Source organism: Kitasatospora cathayae, from assembly GCF_027627435.1.
In the GTDB taxonomy this organism is placed as follows: domain Bacteria; phylum Actinomycetota; class Actinomycetes; order Streptomycetales; family Streptomycetaceae; genus Kitasatospora; species Kitasatospora cathayae.
Window position 1 is genome coordinate 6,794,713 of the sequence record NZ_CP115450.1, and the last position, 17,719, is coordinate 6,812,431.

General features: G+C 73.5%; 14 protein-coding genes. All 14 read left to right on the top strand.

What is annotated here, in order from left to right; all coding sequences use genetic code 11:
• Window positions 1-69: 69 nt before the first annotated feature.
• Window positions 70-1,098 carry an N-acetyl-gamma-glutamyl-phosphate reductase gene (gene argC, locus O1G21_RS30905; RefSeq protein WP_270148295.1) on the top strand — a complete coding sequence of 343 codons (1,029 nt, stop codon included), beginning with the start codon at window positions 70-72 and terminating at the stop codon, window positions 1,096-1,098.
• Between the two features lie 2 nt (window positions 1,099-1,100).
• Window positions 1,101-2,264 carry a bifunctional glutamate N-acetyltransferase/amino-acid acetyltransferase ArgJ gene (gene argJ, locus O1G21_RS30910; RefSeq protein WP_270151351.1) on the top strand — a complete coding sequence of 388 codons (1,164 nt, stop codon included), beginning with the start codon at window positions 1,101-1,103 and terminating at the stop codon, window positions 2,262-2,264.
• Window positions 2,265-2,452: 188 nt separating this feature from the next.
• The gene (argB, locus tag O1G21_RS30915; RefSeq protein ID WP_270151352.1) at window positions 2,453-3,328 is read left to right on the top strand and encodes an acetylglutamate kinase; all 876 of its coding nucleotides are present in this window, start codon (window positions 2,453-2,455) and stop codon (window positions 3,326-3,328) included.
• Window positions 3,325-4,530: an acetylornithine transaminase gene (locus O1G21_RS30920; RefSeq protein ID WP_270148297.1), complete on the top strand. Its 1,206-nt coding sequence runs from the start codon at window positions 3,325-3,327 to the stop codon at window positions 4,528-4,530. The genes argB and O1G21_RS30920 overlap by 4 nt, the downstream gene beginning before the upstream one ends.
• Before the next feature lie 23 nt (window positions 4,531-4,553).
• Window positions 4,554-5,102 (top strand): arginine repressor, encoded by a 549-nt coding sequence (locus O1G21_RS30925; RefSeq protein WP_270148298.1) that lies wholly within the window; start codon window positions 4,554-4,556, stop codon window positions 5,100-5,102.
• 113 nt (window positions 5,103-5,215) lie between these two features.
• On the top strand, window positions 5,216-6,673 hold the full coding sequence (argH, locus tag O1G21_RS30930) for an argininosuccinate lyase (protein ID WP_270148299.1): 1,458 nt from the start codon (window positions 5,216-5,218) through the stop codon (window positions 6,671-6,673).
• Between the two features lie 108 nt (window positions 6,674-6,781).
• Window positions 6,782-7,039 (top strand): sigma-70 RNA polymerase sigma factor region 4 domain-containing protein, encoded by a 258-nt coding sequence (locus tag O1G21_RS30935; protein WP_270148300.1) that lies wholly within the window; start codon window positions 6,782-6,784, stop codon window positions 7,037-7,039.
• Between the two features lie 268 nt (window positions 7,040-7,307).
• Window positions 7,308-7,811, top strand: coding sequence for a GNAT family N-acetyltransferase (locus tag O1G21_RS30940; protein ID WP_270148302.1), 504 nt, complete (start codon window positions 7,308-7,310; stop codon window positions 7,809-7,811).
• Window positions 7,812-8,361: 550 nt separating this feature from the next.
• Window positions 8,362-9,387, top strand: coding sequence for a methionine ABC transporter ATP-binding protein (locus O1G21_RS30945; RefSeq protein ID WP_270148303.1), 1,026 nt, complete (start codon window positions 8,362-8,364; stop codon window positions 9,385-9,387).
• A gap of 5 nt (window positions 9,388-9,392) precedes the next feature.
• Window positions 9,393-10,127 (top strand): methionine ABC transporter permease, encoded by a 735-nt coding sequence (locus O1G21_RS30950; RefSeq protein WP_270151353.1) that lies wholly within the window; start codon window positions 9,393-9,395, stop codon window positions 10,125-10,127.
• Between the two features lie 58 nt (window positions 10,128-10,185).
• A complete protein-coding gene (locus O1G21_RS30955) occupies window positions 10,186-11,010 on the top strand; it encodes a MetQ/NlpA family ABC transporter substrate-binding protein (RefSeq protein WP_270148304.1) in 825 nt (274 codons plus the stop codon).
• Between the two features lie 206 nt (window positions 11,011-11,216).
• On the top strand, window positions 11,217-11,852 hold the full coding sequence (locus O1G21_RS30960; protein ID WP_270148305.1) for a GNAT family N-acetyltransferase: 636 nt from the start codon (window positions 11,217-11,219) through the stop codon (window positions 11,850-11,852).
• A gap of 204 nt (window positions 11,853-12,056) precedes the next feature.
• On the top strand, window positions 12,057-13,313 hold the full coding sequence (cbiE, locus tag O1G21_RS30965) for a precorrin-6y C5,15-methyltransferase (decarboxylating) subunit CbiE (protein ID WP_270148307.1): 1,257 nt from the start codon (window positions 12,057-12,059) through the stop codon (window positions 13,311-13,313).
• A gap of 480 nt (window positions 13,314-13,793) precedes the next feature.
• Complete coding sequence (gene cobT / locus O1G21_RS30970) at window positions 13,794-17,702, top strand: nicotinate-nucleotide--dimethylbenzimidazole phosphoribosyltransferase (RefSeq protein ID WP_270148309.1); 3,909 nt, start codon at window positions 13,794-13,796, stop codon at window positions 17,700-17,702.
• The last annotated feature ends 17 nt before the right edge of the window (window positions 17,703-17,719 follow it).

Sequence of the window (17,719 nt, forward strand, 5' to 3'; positions counted from 1 at the left end):
TTCGCCTACCCAGCCTTGCATGACTTTTCCTCCGCGCGTATATTCATGCCACGACGAAGGAGGAACGCCATGGCATTGCGAGTCGCCGTCGCCGGCGCGAGCGGATACGCGGGCGGCGAGGTGCTGCGCCTGCTGCTCGGCCACCCCGAGGTGGAGATCGGGGCGCTGACCGGCGGCTCGAACGCGGGCAGCAGACTGGGCGAGCTGCAGCCGCACCTGCTCCCGCTGGCCGACCGCGTCCTCGAGCCCACCACCCCCGAGGTGCTGGCCGACCACGACGTGGTGTTCCTGGCGCTGCCGCACGGTCAGTCCGCCGCCGTCGCCGAGGCCCTCGGCCAGAACGTCCTGGTGGTCGACTGCGGCGCCGACTTCCGGCTCAAGTCCGCCACCGACTGGGAGCAGTTCTACGGCTCCGCCCACGCCGGCACCTGGCCCTACGGCCTGCCCGAACTCCCCGGCCACCGCGCTGCGTTGAAGGGCAGCAACCGGATCGCCGTGCCCGGTTGCTACCCGACGGCCGTCTCCCTGGCGCTCTTCCCGGCGTACGCGGCCGGGCTCGCCGAGCCGGAGGCCGTGGTGGTCGCCGCCTCCGGCACGTCCGGTGCGGGCAAGGCCGCCAAGCCCCACCTGCTCGGCAGCGAGGTCATGGGCAGCGTCAGCCCGTACGGCGTCGGCGGCGTGCACCGGCACACCCCGGAGATGGTGCAGAACCTCACCCCGCTCGCCGGCGAGCCGGTCACCGTCTCCTTCACCCCCACCCTCGTCCCGATGCCGCGCGGCATCCTCGCCACCTGCTCCGCCAAGGCGAAGCCGGGCGTGAGTGCCGAGAGCCTGCGTGCGGCCTACGCCGAGGCGTACGCGGACGAGCCCTTCGTCCGCCTGCTGCCCGAGGGGCAGTGGCCGCAGACCAGCAGCGTCTACGGCGCCAACACCGCCCTGATCCAGGTCGCCCTGGACGCCACCGCCGGGCGGATCATCGCGATCAGCGCGATCGACAACCTGGTCAAGGGCACCGCGGGCGGCGCGGTGCAGAGCATGAACATCGCCCTCGGCCTGCCCGAGGAGCTGGGCCTTCCCCTGAACGGAGTCGCACCGTGACCATCCCGAACACCGGCGTGACCGCCGCCAAGGGCTTCCGCGCCGCCGGCGTGACCGCGGGCATCAAGGCCTCCGGCACCCCGGACCTCGCCCTGGTGGTCAACGACGGCCCCTCGCTCGCCGCGGCCGGCGTCTTCACCGCCAACCGGGTCAAGGCCGCGCCCGTGCTCTGGTCCCAGCAGGTCCTCAAGGGTGGTCAGGTCTCCGCCGTCGTGCTCAACTCCGGTGGCGCCAACGCCTGCACCGGCCCGGCCGGCTTCCAGGACACCCACGCCACGGCGGAGAAGGTCGCCGCGGAGCTCGACCTCAACGCCGGCGAGGTCGCCGTCGCCTCCACCGGCCTGATCGGCGTCCGGCTGCCGATGGACATCCTGCTTCCCGGCGTCACCCTGGCCGCCCAGCAGCTCAGCGAGACCGGTGGCGAGGCCGCCGCGATCGCCATCAAGACCACCGACACCGTGCACAAGACCGCCCAGTTCACCAGCCCGGCCGGCTGGACGGTCGGCGGCATGGCCAAGGGCGCGGGCATGCTCGCCCCGAGCCTGGCCACCATGCTGGTCGTGCTCACCACCGACGCCGACCTGGACTGCGCCGCCCTGGACGCCGCGCTGCGCGGCGCCACCCGCACCACCTTCGACCGGATCGACTCCGACGGCTGCATGTCGACCAACGACACCGTGCTGCTGCTCGCCTCCGGCGCCACCGGCATCACCCCGGACCGGGCCGAGTTCGCCGAGGCCGTCCGCACCGTCAGCGCCGACCTGGCCCGTCAGCTGATCGGCGACGCCGAGGGCGCCAGCAAGGACATCCGGATCGACGTCACCGGCGCCGCCACTGAGGATGAGGCCGTCGAGGTCGCCCGCACGATCAGCCGCAACAACCTGCTCAAGTGCGCCATCCACGGCGAGGACCCCAACTGGGGCCGGGTGCTGTCCGCCATCGGCACCACCAGCGCCGCCTTCGACCCCGACCGGCTCGACGTGGCCATCAACGGCGTCTGGGTCTGCAAGGACGGCGGCGTGGGCGAGGACCGCGAGCTGGTCGACATGAAGGCCCGCGACGTCGTCATCACCGCGAACCTCAACGCCGGTACGGCGAACGCCTCGCTGTGGACCAACGACCTCACGGCCGACTACGTCCACGAGAACAGCGCCTACTCCAGCTGACCCGCTGACCCGCTGACCCGCTGACCCGCTGACCCGCTGACCCGCTGACCCGTTGACCGGCTGATCCGCCGATCCGCGACATCCTCCCCCAGCCTCCGGCCGGGGGGACCCCCATCGACGAGGGAATCCCCGTGCAGATCGCACCCAAGGGCGAACAGGCCCGCAACAACACCGCGTTGCCCAAGGCCATGACGCTGATCGAGGCGCTGCCCTGGCTGGAGCGCTTCCACGGCAAGACCATCGTGATCAAGTTCGGTGGCAACGCCATGGTCGACGAGGACCTCAAGGCGGCCTTCGCCCAGGACGTCGTCTTCCTGCGCTACGCCGGACTGCACCCCGTCGTGGTGCACGGCGGCGGCCCGCAGATCAGCGCCCAGCTGGACAAGCTCGGCCTGGAGTCCAACTTCACCAACGGCCTGCGCGTCACCACCCCCGAGACCATGGACGTGGTCCGGATGGTGCTGGCCGGCCAGGTCCAGCGCGAGCTGGTCGGCCTGCTCAACGAGCACGGCCCGTTCGCCGTCGGGATGACCGGCGAGGACGCCCACACCATGACGGCCGTCAAGCGCTACGCCGTGGTCGACGGCGAGCCGGTCGACATCGGCCTGGTCGGCGACATCGTCAACATCGAGGCCGGTGCGGTGAAGGCGCTGATCGCCGACGGCCGGATCCCGGTCATCTCCTCGATCGCCCGCGGCGCCGACGGCCACGTCTACAACATCAACGCCGACACCGCGGCCTCCGCCCTGGCGGTCGCGCTCGGCGCCGAGATGCTGGCGGTGCTGACCGACGTCGAGGGCCTGTACAAGGACTGGCCGAACTCCGACGACGTGATCAGCCAGCTCAACGCCGGCGAACTGGAAGCCCTGCTGCCCAATCTGGCCAGCGGCATGCTCCCCAAGATGGAGGGCTGCCTGCGCGCCGTCCGCTCCGGCGTGGGCACCGCCCGCGTGCTGGACGGCCGGGTGCAGCACAGCCTGCTGCTGGAGATCTTCACCGACGAGGGCATCGGCACGATGGTCGTGCCGGACGACGAACCGACCGTGACCGGGGGACTGGCATGACGCACAACGAGCAGCTCACCGACCGGTGGCAGCACGCCTTCACTGACAACTACGGCACCCCCCGCGTCCCGCTGGTGCGCGGCGAGGGCGTCAAGCTCTGGGACGCCGACGGCAAGGAGTACACCGACCTGCTCGGCGGCATCGCCGTCAACGCCCTCGGCACCGCCCACCCGGCGGTCGTCGCGGCCGTCACCCGGCAGATCGCCACCCTCGGCCACGTCTCCAACCTCTTCATGGCCGAGCCGACCATCGCCCTCGCCGAGCGGCTGCTGCGGCTGGACGGCCGCGAGGGCGGCCGGGTGTTCTTCTGCAACTCCGGCGCCGAGGCCAACGAGGCCGCCTTCAAGATCAGCCGGCGCACCGGCCGCACCCACCTGGTCGCCCTCCAGGGCGGCTTCCACGGCCGGACCATGGGCGCCCTCGCGCTCACCGGCCAGCCCGCCAAGCAGGACCCGTTCCGCCCGCTGCCCGGCGACGTCACCCACGTGCCCTTCGGCGACGTCGAGGCGCTGCGGGCGGCCGTCACCACCGAGACCGCCGCCGTCTTCCTCGAGCCGGTCCAGGGCGAGAACGGCGCGATCCCGCTGCCCGACGGCTACCTGAAGGCCGCCCGCGAGATCACCCGGGCGACCGGCACCCTGCTGGTCCTGGACGAGATCCAGACCGGCATCGGCCGCACCGGGTACTGGTTCGCCCACCAGGCCTTCGAGGGCATCGAGCCGGACGTCGTCACCCTGGCCAAGGCGCTCGGCGGCGGCCTGCCGATGGGCGCGGTGCTGGCCTTCGGCGAGGCCGCCGAACTGCTCACCCCGGGCCAGCACGGCACCACCTTCGGCGGCAACCCGGTGGCCGCCGCGGCCGGACTCGCGGTGCTGGACACCATCGAGTCCGAGGGGCTGCTGGAGCACACCCGCAAGATCGGCGAGCGGCTGCGGCACGGCATCGAGGCGATCGGCGACCCACTGGTCTCGCACGTGCGCGGGGCCGGCCTGCTGCTCGGGATCGTGCTCACCCGGCCGGTCTCCGCCCGGATCCAGGCCGCCGCACAGCGGGCGGGCTTCCTGGTCAACGCCGCCGTCCCGGAGGCCGTCCGGCTGGCGCCGCCGCTGGTGCTCACCGAGCAGGACGCGGACGCCTTCCTCGCCGCGCTGCCGGGCATCCTCCGGACGGTCCGGGAGAGTGCCCCGGCCGATGCGAGTTGACCGTCGTCCGGGAGAATAATCACATGACCGATTCCCGCTCCGGCCCCTCCGCCGCCGGCCCGACGCCGCAGGTCCCGCAGACCCGCACCGCGCGCCACCGGCGGATCGTGGACCTGCTCACCCGCCAGCCCGTGCGTTCGCAGAGCCAGCTCGCCAAGCTGCTCGCCGACGACGGACTCGTGGTCACCCAGGCCACCCTGTCCCGGGACCTGGACGAGCTGGGAGCGGTCAAGATCCGCAACCGGGACGGCGCGCTGATCTACGCCGTCCCGGCCGAGGGCGGCGACCGCACGCCGCGCGCACCGATGGGGGAGTCGGCCAGCGAGGGCCGGATGGCCCGGCTGGCCGGCGAGCTGATGGTCTCCGCCACGGCCTCCGGCAACCTGGTCGTGCTCCGCACCCCGCCCGGGGCCGCCCAGTTCCTCGCCTCGGCGATCGACCAGGCCGAGGTGTTCGAGATCATCGGCACCATCGCCGGTGACGACACCGTGCTGCTGATCAGCCGCGACCCCGCCGGCGGCCAGGCGCTGGCCGACCACCTCATGCAACTCGCCCAGGCCAAGGCCCAGTAGCACCGTCCGACCCCGACCCCGGCTGCGGAAGTCCCCGCAGCCGGGGTTTTGTGTTTCATACGAGGTCATGCATACTTATGCCACCCGCTGCACAAGTGTGAGGAGCCACCGCGATGACCGCCCAGCAGTCCCCCCCGGGCGCGCCCTTTGGCGACCGAGGAGCAACTGACGTCCGCCTCTGGGGCGCGCGCTTCGCCGACGGCCCATCCGAGGCGCTGGCCAGGCTCTCCGCCTCGGTCCACTTCGACTGGCGCCTCGCGCCGTACGACATCGCCGGCTCCAAGGCCCACGCCCGGGTGCTGCACAAGGCCGGCCTGCTCTCCGACGAGGAGCTGGCCGGCATGCTGGCCGGCCTCGACCAGCTGCTCGCCGACGTCCAGGCCGGTGCGTTCGTCGGCACGGTCGCCGACGAGGACGTCCACACCGCCCTGGAGCGCGGCCTGCTGGAGCGCCTCGGCGCGGACCTCGGCGGCAAGCTGCGGGCCGGGCGCTCGCGCAACGACCAGATCGCCACCCTGTTCCGGATGTACCTGCGGGACCACGCCAAGACCATCGGCGGCCTGCTGCTCGACCTCCAGCACGCCCTGGTCGGCCTCGCCGAGGCGCACCCGGACACCGCGATGCCGGGCCGCACCCACCTCCAGCACGCCCAGCCGGTGCTCTTCGCCCACCACGTCCTCGCGCACGTGCAGGCCCTCGGCCGGGACGCCGAGCGGCTGCGCCAGTGGGACGCCCGCACCGCCGTCTCCCCGTACGGCTCCGGCGCGCTGGCCGGCTCCTCGCTCGGCCTCGACCCGCAGGCCGTCGCCGTCGACCTCGGCTTCGAGGGCGGCTCGGTCGGCAACTCCATCGACGGCACCGCCTCCCGCGACTTCGTCGCCGAGTTCGCCTTCGTCACCGCGATGATCGGCGTCAACCTCTCCCGGATCGCGGAGGAGGTGATCATCTGGAACACCAAGGAGTTCGGCTTCGTCACCCTGCACGACGCCTTCTCCACCGGCTCCTCGATCATGCCGCAGAAGAAGAACCCGGACATCGCCGAGCTCGCCCGCGGCAAGTCCGGCCGGCTGATCGGCAACCTGACCGGCCTGCTGGCCACCCTCAAGGCGCTGCCGCTCGCCTACAACCGGGACCTCCAGGAGGACAAGGAGCCGGTCTTCGACTCCTGCGACACGCTGGAGGTGCTGCTGCCCGCGTTCACCGGGATGATGGCCACCCTCACCGTGCACCGGGAGCGGCTGGAGGAGCTGGCCCCGGCCGGCTTCTCGCTCGCCACCGACATCGCCGAGTGGCTGGTCAAGCAGGGCGTGCCGTTCCGGGTCGCGCACGAGGTCGCCGGGGCCTGCGTCAAGGTCTGCGAGGCCCAGGGCATCGAGCTGTCGGACCTGACGGACGAGCAGTTCGCCTCGATCTCCGAGCACCTGACCCCCGAGGTCCGCTCGGTGCTGAGCGTGCACGGCGCCATCGCCGCCCGCAACGGGCGCGGCGGCACCGCCCCCTCGGCCGTCGCGGTCCAGCTCGCCGAGGTGAAGGCGGACCTGGCGCGGCAGCAGGAGTGGGTCCAGGGCTGATCCCTGGCGCGGCGGGGGAGGGGCGCGGCGGTCCGACCGGCGCGCCCCTCCCGCGTGCGCGCCCCGGTCCGGGCGTAACCGGCTCCGCCCGGGCCCGTCATGCACGGTGTGCGCACCCCCCTTCCGTCCGTCCCCTCCGCCGAGGACGTCTACCTCGCCGAACACCGCCGCCGGGTGGTCCGCGAGACCGTCGCCGCCCTGCCCGGCCGCTGCCCGCAACTGATCGCCGCCCTCGCCGAGGACCCGCCACCCACCTATCGCGAGCTCTCCGAGCGCCTCGGCGTGCCGCGCGGCTCCATCGGCCCCACCCGCTCCCGCTGCCTGGCCTGCCTACGCCTGCTCCTCCACGCCGAGCGCTACCCCTGACCACCCCCGCTCCCAGTCCCCTCGCCCTGCGTGACCGCCTCACCCGGGCGCCCCACACCCGGCACCCACCCCGCACGCCCCGCCCGGCTCCCCACTCCGCCGCGGCGTGACCCTTGCCACGTCTGCCCCTCCGAAGGTTGAGGCGACCTGACACCCGGGTAGCACGCTGGCGAACGTCACTCTTGACGGTGGCGCATACGCTCGGATACTGAGCGTGAGCGCGCCACCCTCTGCGCGCCGGGCACGACGACTGGGGAGGCCCCTCCACATGGGCATGAGCGTGATCATCTCGGCCGCTGCGGCCGAAGATGCGGAGCAGATCCTCAAGCTCCAGTACCTGGGCTACCAGCCCGAGGCGGAGCTGTACGGCGACTGGGCGATCGAGCCCCTGACCCAGAGCCTGGAGAGCCTCCGCACCGAACTGACCGAGCAGCACGCCCTGGTCGCCCGCCTGGGCGACGAGGTGGTGGGCACCGTCCGTGGCCACGTCGACGCCGAGGGCATCGGCCGGATAGGGCGCCTGGTGGTCCACCCCCGGATGCAGCGGCACGGCCTGGGCGGTCGGCTCCTGGAGGCCCTGGAGCGCCGGATGGCCGAGGACGACCGTCCGGTGAAGGCCTACCGGCTGTTCACCGGCCACCGCAGCCTCGGCAACCTGCGGCTGTACGCTCGCCAGGGCTACCGGCAGACCGCCGTCGAGCAGGTCAGCAGCCGGCTGAGCTTCGTGCACCTGGAGAAGCCGGCCGCGACCCCGCTCGCCGCGACCGCCTGAGCCCCGCCGGTACTCGGCCCCCTCGACGCCGCCACCATCCGGACGCCCCGGTGGCGGCGTCGAGCCGTATCGCCCCAGGTCAGAGCGATGAGTGTCCGCAATGCGGACATTCGCGGCCGAACAGTTGGGCGCAATTCGGCTGATCTGTTTTACTGGCTCACATGACTGCGACGACGAACTGGACCCCCACCGGCACGCTGCCGGCAGGTGAGCGTGCCATGTGCCGTCGAATGTGTCACTGCTGAGGGCCACCGCCCCCGGGCACCCCGTCGAGGGTGCCTCCCCCTCGCGCCCCGAAGCGAGACTCCGGCGCCGCTCCCGCCCGTGCGAGCGCGCCCTCCTCCCGGAACACCTCCCCTCCGGCGTGCCCGCCACCCGCGGCCGCCGATGACTCGTCAGGGCCACGCCGTCGCGCGGCCCGGCCCTCCTGCGGCCACGATCAAGGGGTGGCTGGTCCGGATCCCCCTGGTGAGGCGTCGTAGGACACCGCCGGCCGCGACCCGGCCGCCCGGTCGACACCGCCGCCCGCCCCCGACCCACGGAAGCAGCTGTGATCACCACCACGGACCTGACCAAGGTCTACCGTTCCCGAGGCCGCGAGGTGACCGCTCTCGACGGCGTCGACCTGCACGTCCGCCCGGGCGAGGTCTACGGCGTCGTCGGCACCAGCGGTGCCGGCAAGTCCACCCTCATCCGCTGCGTGAACATGCTGGAGCGCCCGACCTCCGGCACGGTCACCGTGGACGGGGTCGAGCTCACCGCACTGTCCGGCGGCGAGAACCGGGCCGGCAAGGACCTGCGCGAGGCGCGCCGCCGGATCGGCATGGTCTTCCAGCACTTCAACCTGCTCTCCTCCCGCACGGTGCAGCAGAACGTCGAACTCCCGCTGGAGATCATCGGCCTGGACCGCACCCAGCGCCGCCGCAAGGCCGCCGAACTGCTGGACCTGGTCGGCCTCGCCGCCTTGGCCCGCAGCTACCCCAACCAGCTCTCCGGCGGCCAGAAGCAGCGGGTGGGCATCGCCCGCGCCCTGGCCGGCGACCCCAAGGTGCTGCTCTCCGACGAGGCCACCTCGGCGCTCGACCCGGAGACCACCCGCTCGATCCTCAAGCTGCTGCGCGACCTCAACGAGCAGCTGGGCCTGACCGTCCTGCTGATCACCCACGAGATGGACGTCATCAAGTCCGTCTGCGACTCCGCCGCCCTGATGCGCGGCGGCCGGGTGGTGGAGTCCGGCGAGCTCACCGACCTGCTGGCCGAGCCCGGCTCGGAGCTGGCCCGCGAGCTGTTCCCGCTCAGCGAGTTCGGCACCGGCCGTCCTGGCACGACCGTCCTGGAGATCACCTTCCAGGGCGACACCCCGGCCCAGCCGTTCGTCTCCCAGCTGGCCCGCACCTACCAGATCGACATCAACATCCTGGGCGCCGCGGTGGAGACCATCGCCGGCCGGATGGTCGGCCGGATGCGGGTCGAGCTGCCCGGCGGCCACCAGGACAACGTGGTGCCGATCGGCTACCTGCGCGAGCAGGGCCTGCAGGTGGACGTGCTCGGTACGGCGAACGGAGCGGTGGCATGAGTGGCCTGAGCTGGGACCAGATGCAGGAGCTGATGTGGCCCGCCACCCAGGAGACCTTCCAGATGGTCGGGGTCGCGACGGTCTGCACCGTCCTGCTCGGACTGCCGATCGGCGTGCTGCTGGTGCTCACCTCCAAGGGCGGCGCGCTGCAGAACCAGCCGGTGAACAAGGTGCTGGGCGCGATCGTGAACCTCGCCCGCTCGCTGCCGTTCATCATCCTGATGATCGCGCTGATCTCCTTCACCCGGTGGCTGACCGGCAACTCCCTCGGCTGGCAGGCCGCGACCGTGCCGCTGACGGTCGGTGCGATCCCCTTCTTCGCCCGGCTGGTCGAGACCTCCGTCCGTGAGGTGGACCGCGGTCTGATCGAGGCCGTCCAGGCGATGGGCGGCAGCACCTGGACGCTGGTGCGCAAGGCGCTCGTCCCCGAGGCGCTGCCCGGCATCGTCGCCTCCGTCACCACCACGGTGATCGCGCTGATCGGCTACTCCGCGATGGCCGGCACGGTCGGCGGCGGCGGCCTCGGCGACCTCGCCTACCGGTACGGCTACCTGCGCTTCGAGACCGCCTTCATGTGGATCATCGTGGCCGAGATCGCGATCATCGTCACGGTCATCCAGCTGGCCGGCGACCTCGCCGTGCGCCGGCTGGCCAACCGGGGCCGCGGCGGCGGACGCACCCGCCTGCTCCGGCCCCGCGCCGCCACCCCGGCGCCCGACGAGGACCTCGTCGCCTCCTAGACCTCCCTCGTCCGACCTCCGGACGCGGCTCCCCGCATCACGCAGAAAGGCACTTTTCGTGCGCAACGTTGTGAAGTTCACCAGTGTCCTCGCCACCGCCGGCCTCGCCCTGTCGCTGGCCGCCTGCAGCAGCTCGGGCTCGTCCTCCTCGGACCCGAACGCGCCGCTGAAGGTCGTGGCCAGCCCGACCCCGCACGCGCAGATCCTCAAGTTCGTCAACGACAACCTCGCGGCCAAGGCGGGCCTCAAGCTCGACATCAAGGAGGTCACCGACTACGTGACCCCCAACACGGCGGTGCAGGACGGTTCGGCCGACGCCAACTACTTCCAGCACGTCCCGTACCTGGATGACTTCAACAAGAAGAACGGCACGGACATCGTCTCGGTCGAGACCGTCCACCTGGAGCCGCTGGGCGTCTACTCCAAGAAGGTCAAGTCGGTCGACGACCTGCCGAACGGCGCCACCATCGGCCTGCCGAACGACGCCACCAACGAGGGCCGCGCGCTCAAGCTGCTCGCCGACGACAAGCTCATCACCCTCAAGGACGGCGCCGGCACCGCCGCCACCCCGGCGGACGTGACGGGCAACCCGAAGAACTTCAAGTGGAAGGAGCTGGAGGCCGCCCAGCTGCCCCGCTCGATCGCCGACCTCGACGCCGCGGTGATCAACGGCAACTACGCGCTCGATTCCGGCCTGAAGCCCGCCACCGACGCCCTGGTGCTGGAGAAGGCCGAGGGCAACCCGTACGCCAACATCCTCGCCGTCAAGAAGGGCAAGGAGAGCGACCCGCGGGTGAAGAAGCTGGCCGAGCTGCTGCACTCCGACGAGGTCAAGAAGTACATCAACGACACGTTCCAGGGTTCGGTCATCCCGGCCTTCTGATCGTCGTACGGTCATACCGCATAGCGCATAGCGCCCGACCGGGCCCCCGCCGCACCTCGGCGGGGGCCCGGTCGGGCAGTATGCACCAGGCACACCACGGCGGACCGGGTTCTGACGTACCGTCGTGCGACCGGCGCACCACGTGATACCCGGGGCGCGCCGGAGGCGTACGGTGTTGTGTTCACGACCCGGCGAGGAGAGACGGCATGGCAGCGAGCTTCCCCGAGACCGCCATCAGCACCGAACGGCTGCTGCTGCGTCCCCTTGCGGAGGACGACGCCCCCGGTCTCGCCGCCATGATGGCCGACGACCTCGTGCTGGCCTGGACGGACCTCCCGCACCCCTTCACCGAGGGGTACGCGGCCGAGCTCGCCCGCACCCTCGCCCCCGCCCACCGCAACGACGGGCGCGGCATCGTCTTCGCCGTCACCGAGCACCTCACCCAGCGGCTGGTCGGCCTGGTCGAACTGCGCAACACCGACTGGCGGCTGCGCAGCACCGAGATCTCCTACGTCACCGCCACCTGGGCGCGCGGCGAGGGCTACGCCCCGGAGGCCGTCCTCGGCGTCGCCCAGTGGCTCTTCGAGGACCGCGGCTTCCTGCGCCTGGAGATGCGCACCGCCGCCGGGAACACCGCCGCCCAGCAGGTCGCCCAGAAGATCGGCGGCATCAGCGAGGGCGTGCTGCGCAGCGCCTGGATAGTGCGCGGCGAGTCCGGGGAGGTCGTGGAGGAGAGCCGCAGTGACCTGATCCTGTGGAGCCTGCTCCCGGAGGACCTGGAGTCGCCCGAACTGCACCGCGACGGCTGGCACGGCGACCACCGCTACGTGCTGCGCGACTGAGCCACCGTCCGGCCACCCGCCCGGCACGGACATGTGTACGAGATGTCGGCCTCCGGGCGGCCGTACCCGGTAGCCTCTCCACCGGCGCCGCACAGCGGGCGCGACCCGACCGGCGCGACGAGACCGCGCACCCGGTCGTCCACGGGGATCGTGCACCGAGCCGCGCATCGAGTGTCGCATCGAGTCGAGGGAGAACGGCCGCAGATGGCTGACCGGATCACGGTCATCGGGTGGGACGGTACGCCGCTGACCGAGGCCGCCGGTGCGGCCCTCGCCGCGGCGACCCTGGTGGCCGGCGCGCCCTACCAACTGGACGCCCTTCCGGTGCCGGAGGACGCCGAGCGGATCACCCTCGGCAACATCCGGCAGGCCGCCCGCACGATCGCCGAGCACCGCGGCGCCGCCGTCGTCGTCGCCGAGGGCGACCCGGGCTTCTTCGGCGTGGTGCGCACCCTGCGCCGCCCCGAGTACGGCCTCGAACTCGAAGTCCTGCCCGCCGTCTCCTCCGTCGCCAACGCCTTCGCCCGGGCCGGCATGCCCTGGGAGGACGCCCAGGTGGTCAGCGCCCACGGCGGACGGCTGCGCCGCGCGGCCAACATCTGCCGGGCCCACCCCAAGGTCGCGGTGCTCACCGCCCCGGGCGCCGGCCCGAGCGAACTCGCCCTGATGCTGCGCGGGGTGCACCGGACCTTCGTGGTCTGCGAGGCCCTCGGCACTCCGGAGGAGGACGTCACCGTGCTGACCTCCGACCGGATCGCCGACCACGTCTGGCGCGACCCCAACGTGGTGCTGGTGATCGGCGGCGGCGCCCAGGTCGGCGCGGTCGGCGAGGCGGCTGGCTGGCTGGCCGGGCGTCCGGTCGGCTACCCCGGCGCGGAACGCGGCTGGGCGCTCCCCGGTGACGCCTACGCGGGCGCCGGGCGCACGGAGGACGAGCCGGGCGCGTCGGAGGCACTCCCGGCGCACGTGCGCGCCCTGGTGCTGGCCCGTCTGGGTGCACGTCCGGGGGACCTCGTCTGGTCGGTCGGCGCGGGCAGCGGCGCCCTCGCGGTGGAGGCGGCCCGGTTCGGCGCCGCGGTGGTCGCCGTCGAGGCCTCCCGCTCGGCCTGCGCCCGGCTCACCGTCAACGCCCGTCGGTACGGGGTCGAGGTGGAGACCGTGCACGGGCAGGGCCCCGAGGTGCTGGGCGGGCTGCCCGAGCCGGACGCCGCCGTGGTGGAGTCCGGCGGGCCCGACGTGGTGCGGGCGGTGCTGGCCCGCAAGCCGGAGCGGTTCGTCGCGCTGGCCCGGAACTTCGCCGAGGCGGAGGAGGTCCACCGGTCCATCGTCGCCGCCGGCTACCGGGCGGACGGCGCACTGCTGCAGTCCACCCCGCTGCGGGCCGACGAGGAGGGCGGCGCACTGGCGCTCGGGGCGGGCGCGAGCGGCGCGCTGCTGCTCTGGGGTGAGCAGATCGTGTGAAGGCCTCGGGTGCGCGCCGGGGCCGTGGGCGGTCCTGGCGGTGATCCAGGTCGCATCCGGACACCGATTCGAGAGGTCAGCGCGCCGGGCCGGTAGTCTGGCGTCCCAGGCGGCTGCAGCCGTCGGCGACCTGCCCGATTCGGTCGGTTTGTCACCTTTTTGACGTGGTGCAATCCGGTTCCGCTCGGAGTGTGGGCAATTCGACGGGCCGCGTGCCGGACCTGGAGAATGCCGTAGGGTCCGGTGCGGTCGTACCGGTTGCTCCGGGTTGTCGTTGTTTCAGATGGCACCGTCCTCGCGGTCGGTGCCCGGGCCGGGGTGCCGCAGCGCGCCGGAAGGACTTGGGCCGCAGCGCCACGGCGCGGCGGCCGCGTGTGGTTGAGGGGCGGGTCGGTGCAGGTCCGGCCCGTGCGGATGGGCGCTGCGGTCGGTGATCGCGTCGCCAAGGGGCGCGGCAGCGGCCTGGAAGGAGCTTTGACAATGACCGATGGCGGCCACGTCCCGGGCGAGGGACTGCCGGAGCACCTGCACGCCGGGCCCGACCCGCTCGGCGCACCGGAGGGCGTCGCGGGCGTTGCACCCCTGCAGGGCGTCGCGACCGACGGCGGCGTGATCCCCAACCCGGCGGTACCGGCCGGCGTGATGCCCCCCGGCGCGGGCGTGATCCCGCCGCAGGGCCAGCCGAACTTCACCGTCCCCGGCATGCCGCCCCAGGCCGTCCCGGGCGAGGGCTGGGCCGTCGACCAGGGCGCCGCCCGCCCCGCCTTCCACTTCGTCGACCAGCCGGACGGGCTGGACGACGAGGACGACGTCCTGCTGATGCCCGGCCCGCAGGGCTCCTGGGGGGCCGAGCAGGCGCCGTTCGCGGCGCAGCCGGACGGCACCCCGGTCGAGCCGTCCTGGCCGCCGGTGGACCCGCCGGTGCTCGGTGGCGAGCACGCCCAGCAGCAGCCGGTGCAGCCCGCCCCGGCACAGCCGTACGCCCAGCAGCCGATGACGCAGGCTCAGCCGCCGCGCCGCCCGCTGCACGCCGGCCCGCCGATCCCGGACCCGTCGCTGATGACCGGTCAGGTGCCGGTCCGTTCGCTGGCCGACCGGGGCCCGTCGCAGGGCGGCACGCCCGCGCACGGCATCCCGGTCGTCGGCCGCCCGCCGATGGGCGAGGCCGTCGTGCCGGTCCCGGGCGCCGTGCCGCAGGGCGTGCAGCAGGCCGCCCCGATGGCGCCGCCCGCTGCGCCGGTGCCGCCGGTGGCCGCCACGGTCGAGGGCGGGCCCGAGGTGCACCAGGTGCCGCAGGGTCAGGGCTACCAGCAGGTGCCGCTGGCCGGGCAGCCGGTCGAGGGCGTGATGGGCGTCGAGACGGTCGGGGCGATCGAGGTGGTCGAGGTCGTCGAGATGCCGGAGGCGGTCCAGGCCGCCCAGGCCGGGCCGGTCGCCGAGGCCGCGCAGGCCGTCGTGGTCGAGCCGGTCCCGGCGGACGCCGCCGCTCAGCCGGCCGCCGAGGCGGTGGCGGTGGAGAGCGCCGCGGTCGAGACCGTGGTCGTCGAGGCCGTGGCCGCCGGGGAGACGGCCGTGGTCGAGGCCGTCGCCGTCGAGGGCGGTGCGGTCGAGGCCGTCGCCGCGGAAGGCGTCGCGGAGGGCATCGTGCCCGTCGAGCAGCCCGAGGGTGCCGCTCCGGCCGGTCAGCCGCGCCGGATCTCCGCCTTCCTCGCCGCGCCGACCCCGCACGGCCTGCCCACGGTCGAGGCGGCCCAGCAGGCCCCGGTGACCGAGGAGGCCGGGCAGGAGCAGCCCGCCCCCATAGCGGCCGCCGACGTGCCGCAGGCCGCCGAGCAGCCCGTGGCCGTGGAGGCGGTCCAGGAGGTCGAGCAGGCCGAGCAGGCCGAGCAGGTCGAGCAGACCGTCGAGGCCGCGGAGGCCGTGGAGGCCGTGGAGGCCGCCGAGACCGTGGAAGCCGCCCAGGCCGTCGTGGTCGAGCCGGTCGCCGAGACCGCCGCCGGCACCGGTGAGATGCCCTCCGGCCAGGTCGTCGCCGAGCCCGTCGACCAGGAGCCCGCCGTCGCCGAGCCCGCTGCCGTCGAGCCCGCCGTTGCCGAGCCCGTCGCCGTCGAGCCGGTCGCCGAGGGCGAGCAGGCACAGCCGGAGGCCGTACCGGCCGAGCAGTCCGTCGAGGCAGCGGCCGAGCCGGTCGCGGAACAGGCCGTCGAGGCCGTCGCCGAGCAGATCGTCGAGGCCGAGGCCGTACAGTCCGCCGAGGCCGTTGCCCCGGAGGGCGAGCCGCAGCCTGCCGCCGAGCCGGTCGCCGAGACCGCCGAGCAGCCCTCCGCGACCCCGGCCGCCGAGGCGCCCGCCACCGAGGAGCCGCAGGCCGAGGCCGTCGCCGTCGCGCCGGAGGCCGTCCAGGGGGAGACCCCCGCCGCCGAGCAGGCCACCGAGCAGCCGGCCGGGCAGCCCGAGGCCCAGCCCGAGCAGCCCGTCGAGTCCCCGGCCGCCGAGGCGCCCGCCACCGACGGGCCGCAGCCCGAGCAGGCCGCCGACCAGCAGCCCGCCGACCAGCAGTCCGAGCAGCCCGTCGAGTCGTCCGAGGCGCCGGCCGCCGAGGACGAGCAGCCGGCCGAGCCCGCCGAGCCCCGCGGCCCGGCCGCCCCCGGCTACGACGAGGCCGGCCGCGACGCCGTCCACCAGGTGATCCGCGAGCGCCGCGACATCCGCAACGGCTTCCGCCCGGACCCGATCCCGCACGAGGTGCTGATCCGCGTCCTGGAGGCCGCCCACACCGCGCCCAGCGTCGGCTACTCGCAGCCCTGGGACTTCGTGGTGATCCGCTCGGCGAAGACCCGCAAGCGGATGCACGCCCTGGCCGAGCGTCAGCGCGAGGCGTACGCGGACTCGCTGCCGAAGGGCCGGGCCAAGCAGTTCCGGGAGATCAAGATCGAGGCCATCCTCGAGACCCCGGTGAACATCGTGGTCACCGCCGACCGCACCCGCGGCGGCCGGCACACCCTGGGCCGGCACACCCAGCCGCAGATGGCCCCGTACTCGGCTGCCTTGGCCGTCGAGAACCTCTGGCTGGCCGCCCGCGCCGAGGGTCTGGGCGTCGGCTGGGTGAGCTTCTTCGACGACGAGGAGCTGGTCCGCGAGCTCGGCCTGCCCGAGCACCTGGAGGTCGTCGCCTACCTGTGCGTCGGCTTCGTCGACTCCTTCCCGGACGAGCCGGAGCTCGAGCAGCAGGGCTGGGCCAAGAAGCGCCCGCTCGCCTGGGTCGTCCACGAGGAGCAGTACGGCAACCGCGCGCTGCCCGGCGAGGAGCCGCAGAGCCTGCTCGCGGACACCCTGCGCGGCATCCGCCCGCTGGACGCCAAGGCGCTCGGCGAGGCCTGGGACCGGCAGAAGCGGATGACCAAGCCGGCCGGCTCGCTCGGCATGCTGGAGATCATCTCCGCCCAGCTCTGCGGCCTGTCCCGCAAGTGCCCGCCGCCGATCCCGGAGCCCGCCTGCGTGGCGATCTTCGCGGCCGACCACGGCGTGCACGCCCAGGGCGTCAGCCCGTGGCCGCAGGAGGTGACCGCCCAGATGGTCGGCAACTTCCTGGCCGGAGGAGCGGTGATCAACTCCTTCGCCAAGCAGATCGGCACCGAGGTCTGCGTGGTGGACGTCGGCGTCGCCGCCGAGCTGCCGCAGGCCGTCCAGCAGGGCCGCGCCACCGGCCTGCTGCCGCGCAAGGTCAAGCCCGGCACCGACGACATGACCCAGGGCCCGGCGATGACCCGCGAGGAGGCCCTCCAGGCCATCGAGGTCGGCATCGAGACCGCCCGCGACCTGGTCGCGGCGGGCAACAAGGCGCTGGTCACCGGCGACATGGGCATCGCCAACACCACCGCCTCGGCCGCCCTGATCTCGGTGTTCACCGGCCTGGACCCGGCCGAGGTCACGGGCCGCGGCACCGGCATCGACGACGAGACCCACGCCCACAAGATCGAGGTCATCCGCGCCGCGCTGGCCCTGCACCAGCCCGACCCGAACGACCCGATCGGCGTCCTCGCCGCCGTCGGCGGCCTGGAGCACGCGGCCATCGCGGGCTTCCTGCTGGGCGCCGCCTCGCTGCGCACCCCGGTGGTGCTGGACGGTGTCATCGCCGGTTCGGCCGCGCTGGTCGCCAAGGCGATCGCCCCCGAGGCGCTGGCCGCCTGCATCGCCGGCCACCGCTCCGCCGAGCCCGGCCACCAGGCCGCGCTGGCGAAGCTGGGCCTGCGTCCGCTGATCGACCTCGACCTGCGGCTCGGCGAGGGCACCGGTGCCCTGCTGGCGCTCCCGCTGGTGCAGAGTGCAGCCCGCGCGATGCACGATGTAGCCACCTTCGACTCCGCCGGGGTCACCGAGAAGGCCTGACGCACCTGCTCACCGCT